Annotated in this window: 13 protein-coding genes; 4 read left to right on the top strand and 9 right to left on the bottom strand. The window is 63.1% G+C overall.

The genetic code is table 11. The features are described from left to right. Window positions 1-53: 53 nt before the first annotated feature. Window positions 54-230, bottom strand: coding sequence for a hypothetical protein (locus FYJ91_RS20605; RefSeq protein WP_181008457.1), 177 nt, complete (start codon window positions 228-230; stop codon window positions 54-56). 380 nt (window positions 231-610) lie between these two features. Here FYJ91_RS20605 and FYJ91_RS11090 point away from each other — a divergent pair, with 380 nt between their 5' ends. Continuing rightward, window positions 611-1084, top strand: a complete 474-nt coding sequence (locus tag FYJ91_RS11090; protein ID WP_149522277.1) for a hypothetical protein — start codon at window positions 611-613, stop codon at window positions 1082-1084. Between the two features lie 21 nt (window positions 1085-1105). Here FYJ91_RS11090 and FYJ91_RS11085 read toward each other — a convergent pair whose 3' ends face one another. From FYJ91_RS11085 to FYJ91_RS11065, 6 genes are all read right to left on the bottom strand, one after another. Next, window positions 1106-1330: a hypothetical protein gene (locus FYJ91_RS11085; protein WP_149522276.1), complete on the bottom strand. Its 225-nt coding sequence runs from the start codon at window positions 1328-1330 to the stop codon at window positions 1106-1108. 2 nt (window positions 1331-1332) lie between these two features. Further along, window positions 1333-1566 (bottom strand): hypothetical protein, encoded by a 234-nt coding sequence (locus FYJ91_RS11080; protein ID WP_149522275.1) that lies wholly within the window; start codon window positions 1564-1566, stop codon window positions 1333-1335. A gap of 182 nt (window positions 1567-1748) precedes the next feature. Continuing rightward, window positions 1749-1883, bottom strand: a complete 135-nt coding sequence (locus FYJ91_RS21005) for a hypothetical protein (RefSeq protein ID WP_281290594.1) — start codon at window positions 1881-1883, stop codon at window positions 1749-1751. Window positions 1884-1891: 8 nt separating this feature from the next. Beyond that, window positions 1892-2143 (bottom strand): hypothetical protein, encoded by a 252-nt coding sequence (locus FYJ91_RS11075; protein ID WP_149522274.1) that lies wholly within the window; start codon window positions 2141-2143, stop codon window positions 1892-1894. Beyond that, entirely contained in the window at window positions 2143-2403 is a 261-nt protein-coding gene (locus FYJ91_RS11070; protein ID WP_149522273.1) for a hypothetical protein, read from the bottom strand. The genes FYJ91_RS11075 and FYJ91_RS11070 overlap by 1 nt, the downstream gene beginning before the upstream one ends. 246 nt (window positions 2404-2649) lie before the next feature. Then, window positions 2650-2934, bottom strand: coding sequence for a Rap1a/Tai family immunity protein (locus FYJ91_RS11065; protein ID WP_181008456.1), 285 nt, complete (start codon window positions 2932-2934; stop codon window positions 2650-2652). 143 nt (window positions 2935-3077) lie between these two features. On the opposite strand from FYJ91_RS11065, the gene FYJ91_RS11060 reads away from it, so the two are divergent. Continuing rightward, window positions 3078-3752, top strand: a complete 675-nt coding sequence (locus FYJ91_RS11060) for a DUF2490 domain-containing protein (RefSeq protein ID WP_246152566.1) — start codon at window positions 3078-3080, stop codon at window positions 3750-3752. A 4-nt stretch (window positions 3753-3756) separates the two neighbouring features. Here the strand turns inward: FYJ91_RS11060 and FYJ91_RS11055 are convergent, their stop codons facing one another. Next, a complete protein-coding gene (locus tag FYJ91_RS11055) occupies window positions 3757-5475 on the bottom strand; it encodes an N-acyl-D-amino-acid deacylase family protein (RefSeq protein WP_149522271.1) in 1719 nt (572 codons plus the stop codon). 121 nt (window positions 5476-5596) lie between these two features. Between FYJ91_RS11055 and kdsA the strand changes: the two genes are divergently transcribed. After that, entirely contained in the window at window positions 5597-6445 is an 849-nt protein-coding gene (kdsA, locus tag FYJ91_RS11050) for a 3-deoxy-8-phosphooctulonate synthase (RefSeq protein WP_149522270.1), read from the top strand. Between the two features lie 101 nt (window positions 6446-6546). Further along, the gene (locus tag FYJ91_RS11045) at window positions 6547-6981 is read left to right on the top strand and encodes an MAPEG family protein (protein WP_149522269.1); all 435 of its coding nucleotides are present in this window, start codon (window positions 6547-6549) and stop codon (window positions 6979-6981) included. Here the strand turns inward: FYJ91_RS11045 and FYJ91_RS11040 are convergent. Continuing rightward, a complete protein-coding gene (locus FYJ91_RS11040) occupies window positions 6978-7535 on the bottom strand; it encodes a hypothetical protein (protein ID WP_149522268.1) in 558 nt (185 codons plus the stop codon). The genes FYJ91_RS11045 and FYJ91_RS11040 overlap by 4 nt on opposite strands. Between the last annotated feature and the right edge of the window lie 35 nt (window positions 7536-7570).

Here is a 7570-nt window from a genome sequence, read left to right as displayed (position 1 = left end):
CGATGCGGCCGGGCGCGGCGAACGACAACGACGGGTTCGCCCTGGCGGCCTGATCAGAACAGGAGGCGGGCGAGGTAGGCGATTGAGCCGATCACGCCCGCCGCCATCATGGCGCCGATAATCGCGATCTCGATGCGGAACACCCATTTGGGCCGTGGATCGAGCGGATCGCGCATGTTGCGATCCTTCATCCGCGAGCGATCGTCATCAAGCGCTTCGTTCGCACTCATCTGCCCAGGATCATTATAATGAGCGACGCCTTACGGTGCGTAATCAGGGCGGACGCACATTGATGACCACCGTAAGCTCGATGCTGGCCGACGGCCATCAAAGTGTCAGCTGTTAGCTTGCGAGATTGGGAGCGGCGTGCCGGTCTCCAACGTTACGCCGCCCCCGCCTCAATGACATGACTCCCTGAGGACGCGCGACAATTACCGCAGAGGGAGCGTCATGACCTCGCCACAAAGACTTGCGTAGATGAAAGCGAGGCTTCGGCATCTCCCGGGAAGGACAGCCGGAGCCTCGCCTATCCTCCAAGACGAGCCGCTTTTCATACCCGCAATTACGGCAGAGCGCTTCCGGTGACGTCCTCCAAAAAAGGGGATTACACATGGGATCACGCCAAACCGCGACATTGGCGACGTCGTTAAGCGATCGGGACCGAAAAGGTGGTCGGCAGAAAATAGCTCGCGCTTTTCTTATCAACGCCGTCTTTTGCGTCATGATGGCGTCGTATGCGCTGTGGCAGGCGGTCGCCACGCATCAGCTGGATGCTCGTGGGCTTTCAACATGGAGAGCTCAGCGAGCTCACGACAAATTTTTCGTTGTGCCCGTCAGGCCAGGGCAGACTGTTCGGGTGCGACTTGAGCGGGGCGCAAGTCAGAAGGAAGCGCGTGCCATCGTGTCTGATTATCTTGCAGCCGAACAGTCCGATGGATCGCGTTGGTATTTGCCAGCTGAGATATCGGGCGTCGGAGAGCCGCCGATCATCCCCGATCTCGATCTGACTTTTGCTTTGCTGTGGCTGATCGCCGGCATAACAGCAGGGGCTGGCGCATTGTTCGTGTCGGCAATTCTTCCATAGCCAAACATGATCCATCGAGGGTCACGACCACCCCATCGCGCGGTCCTTGGCCTCGGCGCGCGAACATCCCTCTTTCATCGCATCGACATATGCCCCAGCTCCGCCAACATTAGGCGCATGATAGACTGGCACGAACTGCCCCTGATGCGTGCCAGGGATACCGCGATAGATATATCCGGCGGCCCACCAGTCACGCCTGCCAAGTGCCGGCTCGATCTTCCATTCACTTTGAGCTTCTCCGGTCATCGTCATCCCTTCGGCTGGCGGGATAGGCCCCTGATGCCATTGAGGGCGGCGTTCATATTTTGCCATCGGCCTATTTCATGCTCGCCTTGGCAGGACTCCCAGAAATAGCGAAGCGCATCTGCCGGGATGCCACATAGTCTTAATACGCGCAGCGCCAGGCGAACGTCGGGGCCATCCTGCCTTCCCTTGTCGCTCCGTGCCAGCGCCGCCTCGAGGACGGCGATCGCCTCATCCATGACTGGATCTGACGACGTCAATGAACGCCCGCGCATATTGGCGGAACGTGATGTCCCAGTAAGCGCCAGCTTTTTCGAAAGGCGCGTCCTCGGCGGTTCCTTTCGCCGCGTACACCCACATCCGCTCAGCTATCTCTGCCGCCAGCCCGTCAAGGTTGTTCGTTGTGCATATGCGGCAGCGGTCACTCATCGCCCGCTTCGCGCTCGACGGCTGCGATCGCATCCCATTCCTCGGGGGTCATGCCCATCAGCATCTCGAAGAGGGTGGATGGCCGCCGCTGCGGCGCAGGCGGCGGGGAGTCGTCGGGCAGGTGCATGGCTGTTCTCAATCGGCTGGCGGCTTGAAGCCGGTGAAGGTGTCGATCGCCACGGGCACCGCGAGATAATGCTCGCGCCGGCTGGGGTCGTAGGAAGCCAGGCCGAGGCGTTTCGCATCTTCAAGCGCCTCGTCGCGGCTGGGGCGCCACGGCGTGCGCGGGCGGCGGAACGTGACGATCCGATAGTGCGTCGGCGGTTTCGGCTTCGTGGGCGCCTCGCTCGGCTCCGCACGGCGCGTGGCTGAAGACCTGCGCGGCATCACAGGCCGAAGAAGTACGATCCGACATCCTTCTCCTCGATCGGCGCGAAGATCTCCGGCTTCCAGTCGAGCGGAATCCGGTCGGTGCCGGTCACCTCATAGAAAATGTCGTCGATTCGCCGGCCGAAAGCATAGAGGCCGCGGGCGCGAAAAATCGCGTACCCTTCACCCTGATAATTCTCGATCAGGTCGTAATTATAGACCGGCCGAAGGTCGTCGCTGATCGGCTCGACGTTCGGGATAAGACCGTTGCTGCTCATGGAGCCTCCTTGGCTTCGATGAGAACAAACATGGAACATCGTTTCCGAGTCGGTCAAGGCCTCGGCCGGTCTGCCGTTCTGACAAAGGCGCTAAGCCATTGACGTAGCGTCCGTGAACACAAGGGGAATATGTAAGAAGCAGCGTTGAAAAATAAGGCTTTCCCTTCGACTGTTAATCGAATGGCCGTAGGTTCGAATCCTACTCAGGGAGCCACCGGAAACTTTCCAGAAATCGGCAGAATCGCGTTATTCCGGGCAGGGATAAGCGCGTTGCAGCGCATAGATCGACAGGCTTGATGCGGTCATGTGCCGCTCCGCCGGCGCGCTTGCGATGAAGCCAGCGACGGACCCGACGATCTGATCCATCGTCGCGCTTGTGGGAATGCAGAGCAGATTTCCGCCAGCGGACTGGGCGAGCGTCGTCGTCGCATCGATCACGCCGTGGACATAGGCTTCGCATCGCTCGCGGCGACTGCCTTTTGCCCGACAATCGTCGAGCAAGGCTCCGCCCGTCAGGACAACCGCCCCCAATACCCCTGTTATCATTATGATCCCCCTCGACCAAAGACTTGGCCGAAGAGGGATTAAGCTTCGATGCACTTGCGCACATTTCGTCCACCCGGCGCCAGCGTCGACATGATGGTAATTTCGTGACGAATCCCTAGAAGCGCCGCGTGTCTCTCCGTCAGCGTCTCATCCTGTTCGCCCCGCTGCTCCTGGTCGCGTCACCGAGTTGGGCACGGCTGGAGGACGAACAGCTATGGTTGCAGATCAACAGCACGATCCCTGTCACTGACCGGTTTCGAATGACGCTGGAGCAGATCGGCCGCGTCGGTGATCGCCAGAGCGGCCTTTACGAGACCGAGGTCGGCATCCTTTTCCGATACCGGCTGTCTCAGCATGTCGAACTGGGCGGCGGCTACCGCCACGTCAACGCCTATAACGGCAATCGGGCTTCGGACGAAGATCGCTTTCGTCAGCACATCATCGGCACCTGGGGGCCGGTGATGGTTCGGTTCCGCATCGACGACCGCATCAATCCGCGCGGGAACGAGATCGGCTTCCGCATCCGCCCCCTCGTCCGCATCAACCAAAAGCTGAACGACCGCGGCCTTAGCGCGTTCGTGATGCACGAGACCTTCTATCTGGCCAACGACACCAAGTGGGGCCAGCGGCGTGGTTTCGAGCGGATGCGCAACGCGGTCGGCATCAACCTGCCCATCGTGAAGCGAGTGAACGCCGACGTCGCCTATCTCAACCAATATCGGTTCGCACGCTTCGGCGCACAGGCCCAGATGGCCCATGCGCTCAGCATTCAACTCAACGTCAATCTAGCGCGGCTGCGCTGAGCGATCAGGCCGGCTCGGCCTGCCGCCCGCGCACCAGCCGACCCGGAAGCGCAGCGGTGGGCTTCCCGTTTTCGGCGATCACCTGTCCCGCGACGATCGTCGCGGCAAAGCCGTCCGCCGTCTGATTGAGCCGCCGCCCGCCGCCGGGCAGATCCTGGATGATCGTGGGAACGTGGAGCTTCACCGCCGCATGATCGATCACGTTGAGATCGGCCTTGTAACCGGGCTTGATGAGGCCGCGGTCGAGCAGGCCGGCGACCTTGGCGGGCTTTGCAGCCAACGCCTTCACCGCCTCGGCGATGCCGATCTGCGCGCCTTCGCGGTCGCGGGTCCAGTGCTGGAGCATGAACGTGGGGTAGCTCGCGTCGCACACCATTCCGTAATGCGCGCCGCCATCACCCAGGCCCAGCACCATATCCTTGCGGTGCATCAGTTCGCCGACCAGATCGAGCGAGTTGTTGTGGAAATTGCCCATCGCCAGCATCATCATCGCGTGCCCGTCATCGTCGAGCAGGCGATCATAGGCCTCATCCTCGGGTGAGGCGCCGCGTGCCTTGGCGCGGGCGAGGATGCTGTTCTCACGCCCCGGCTCGTAATCGGCATCCTTGCCGAACGGGAAGATCCATTCCCAGTTGCGCGCCTTTTCGGTCAGCGGATGCCCCTGCCCCGGCTCTTCCGAGATGATCCGCGCCTTGACCTCAGGCTTCTTCATCTCAGCGACGCGCTCGGCCAGCGGCAGGTGCGCGATCGCCTGATAGCTCGGGCACAGAACGAACGGGTTGGCGGTCAGCTCGAGCCCGATCACCAGCCCGATGGGGCGCGGATAGATCTGCGCGGTGACGTGCCCGCCCGCCGCATTGCTCTTCTCGACCATCTCGACAGCCTGCGGCCACAATTGCGGCCCGGAATTGCCGACCCCCAACGTGAAGGTGATCGGCAGCTTCTTGTCCTCGGCGATGCCGAAGATGGGGCCGAGGATCTTCGCATAGCCCTCGCGCGGGACGTCGGGCACGAACTGGAGCAGGCCACCGCCTGCATCGTTGAGCCCGTCGGCGATCGCCGCAATCTCGTCCTCGGCGACGCCGAAGCTCGGGATCGCTTCGCCCTTGCCGGTCTTGTGCATGATGAGGCGCGACGAGGCGAAGCCGAGTGCCCCCGCCTCCACCGCTTCCTTGGCGATGGCCCGCATCTTCGCGCGGTCCTCGGTCGTCGAAGGCTCGCGCTCCACACCGCGCTGGCCCATCACATAGACGCGCAGCGGGCTGTGCGGCAGGAAGGCGGCGACGTCGATGTCGCGCTTCCGGCTATCGAGCGCGTCGAGATATTCGGGGAAAGTCTCCCAATCCCACGGCAGGCCGGCGGCCATCACCGCGCCGGGGATGTCCTCCACACCCTCCATCACGTCGATCAGCGCGTCATGATCCTCCGCACGGCACGGCGCGAAGCCGACGCCGCAATTGCCCATCACGACCGTGGTGACGCCGTGGCTCGACGATGGGCTCATCCGATCGGACCAGATCGCCTGCCCGTCATAATGGGTATGGATGTCGACGAAGCCGGGGGTAACGAGCTTGCCAGCGGCGTCGATCTCGCGCTTGCCCGATCCGTCGACCGTGCCGACCGCGGCGATGCGGCCGCCTTCGATTGCGACGTCGCCGACGAAGGGCTCACCGCCCGTACCGTCCACGATCGTCCCGCCCCGGATCACCAGATCATATGCCATTGCCAACCATCCTCGTCTGCTCGCCCTTTTCAGCGAACTGTTCGGTACGGATTATGCGGCTCCCGGCACATCACACGCAAGCGACATTGCTTTTGCGATCGCGCCAAGGCTAGGCGGAGGCATGAACGCATCCTTCCCCTTTGCCGGCCGCCAGATCGGCCTCGACCACCCCATTTTCCTGATCGCCGGGCCCTGCGTGATCGAGAGCGAAACGATGGCGATGACGACGGCCGAGCGGCTGAAGGCCATCGGCGAACGGTTGGGCGTCCTGATCGTGTACAAGAGCTCGTTCGACAAGGCGAACCGCAGCGCCGGCTCCTCCTTTCGCGGGCCGGGACTGGAAGAGGGGCTGCGCATTCTCGCCAAGGTGCGCGCTGAGCTCGAAATGCCAGTCCTCACCGACGTTCACGAACCGCATCAGGTGAAGCCGGTGGCCGAGGTGGTCGACATGCTCCAGACCCCCGCCTTCCTCGCGCGCCAGACCGATCTGATCGAAGCGATCGCGACCTGCGGCAAACCGGTCAACGTCAAGAAGGGCCAGTTCATGGCACCCGGCGACATGAAGCACGTCATCGCGAAGGGTCGCGAGGCAGCGGCGGCGGCGGGCCTGCCCGATCCGCAGTTGATGGTGTGCGATCGCGGCGCAAGCTTCGGCTATAACAATCTCGTTTCCGACATGCGCGGGCTTGCGATCATGCGCGAGACCGGATGCCCGGTGATGTTCGACGCGACCCATTCGGTCCAGCTTCCCGGCGGCCAGGGCACGACCAGCGGAGGCCAGCGCGAATTCGTGCCGGTCCTGGCCCGCGCGGCGGTGGGGGTGGGAATTGCGGGCCTGTTCATGGAAACGCACCCCGACCCCGCCAACGCCAAGTCCGACGGCCCCAACGCGGTGCCGCTCGATGAGTTCGAGGCACTGGTGACCGGGCTGGTGCGGCTCGACAGCTTTGTGAAATCCCAGCTTCTCTAAATCCGTCATTCCCGCGAAAGCTGGGATCTCAGGAGAGGGCCGATACGCTACTCTCGAGGGATCCCAGCTTTCGCCGGGATGACGAGGGAGGAGAATAGACGATGCACACCCCGATCCTGCGCGCGGTGATCGCGCTGGTGCTGTGGACCTTCGTGATGTGGGCGTGGCTCTATGCCACCCGCATCCCCGCGATGACGCGGCTCAAGCTGACCTATGATCCGAAGCGCCCCGGCAGCGAGTTCGTCGATCGTTTCCCGCCCGAGGTGCGCTGGAAGGCCGACAATTACAACCATTTGCACGAGCAACCGACGATCTTCTACGCGGTCGCGATCACGCTCGCGATACTCGGTGCGGGCGGTGGTCTGAATGCTCTGCTGGCGTGGGCCTATGTCGCGCTGCGCGTCGCGCACAGCCTGGTGCAGGCGACCGTCAACGCAGTGATGATGCGCTTCGGCATCTTCATGGTCGCGTCGCTGGTGCTGCTGTGGCTGACGATCAATGCGGCGCTGATCGTCTTTACCGGGCCGTCCGCCTAAAAACGATAGCCGGCTGAGAAGGTCAGCATCGGCCGGTATCCCTCGTCGCGTGCGCGCGTCGATGCGGCCATGTCCAAAGGTGTGCTGAGCAGGGTAGAGCCGTCCGAGATCCGGCCGCTCCGCCCTTGCCGAACCATGCCCACGTCACCGCCGATCGTCAGGCCGGGTGCCGCCTCGGCACCATAGCCCACCGCCATCATCGGCGCATATTGTTGGGTGGAAACCTCTTCCCCGAAGGCCGATCGCAGCACCTGGCGATTGCCATCCTCGCGGAAGCCTGCGGTCATCCGCCAACCCTCGCCCAACGGCACGTCCCCGGTCAGCGCATAGCCGGTAAGCTTTTGACGATCGTCGGCGTCTTCGACCGTGGAAGGCGTCGCGCTGGTCGTGACGCGCATCACGATCGCCTGCGGCCTGCTCCACCGACCGGGATGGAAAGCCGCGCTATCGTCATGCGCGACGGCGCCCATCTGCAGTTCGAGCCGCGCAGCCGAAACCGGCCCCGCGAGCATCGCCGCACACAGCACTGCCGAAACAAGCCGACCCAACGCCATCAACGCCACCATCCAGAGATGGCGCGAAGCTAAGC

The sequence above is a fragment of the Sphingomonas montanisoli genome (genome assembly GCF_008274695.1).
GTDB classification, from domain to species: domain Bacteria; phylum Pseudomonadota; class Alphaproteobacteria; order Sphingomonadales; family Sphingomonadaceae; genus Rhizorhabdus; species Rhizorhabdus montanisoli.
The sequence above is the reverse complement of the archived record's forward strand: the minus strand, read 5'-3'. Positions and strand labels throughout refer to the sequence as shown.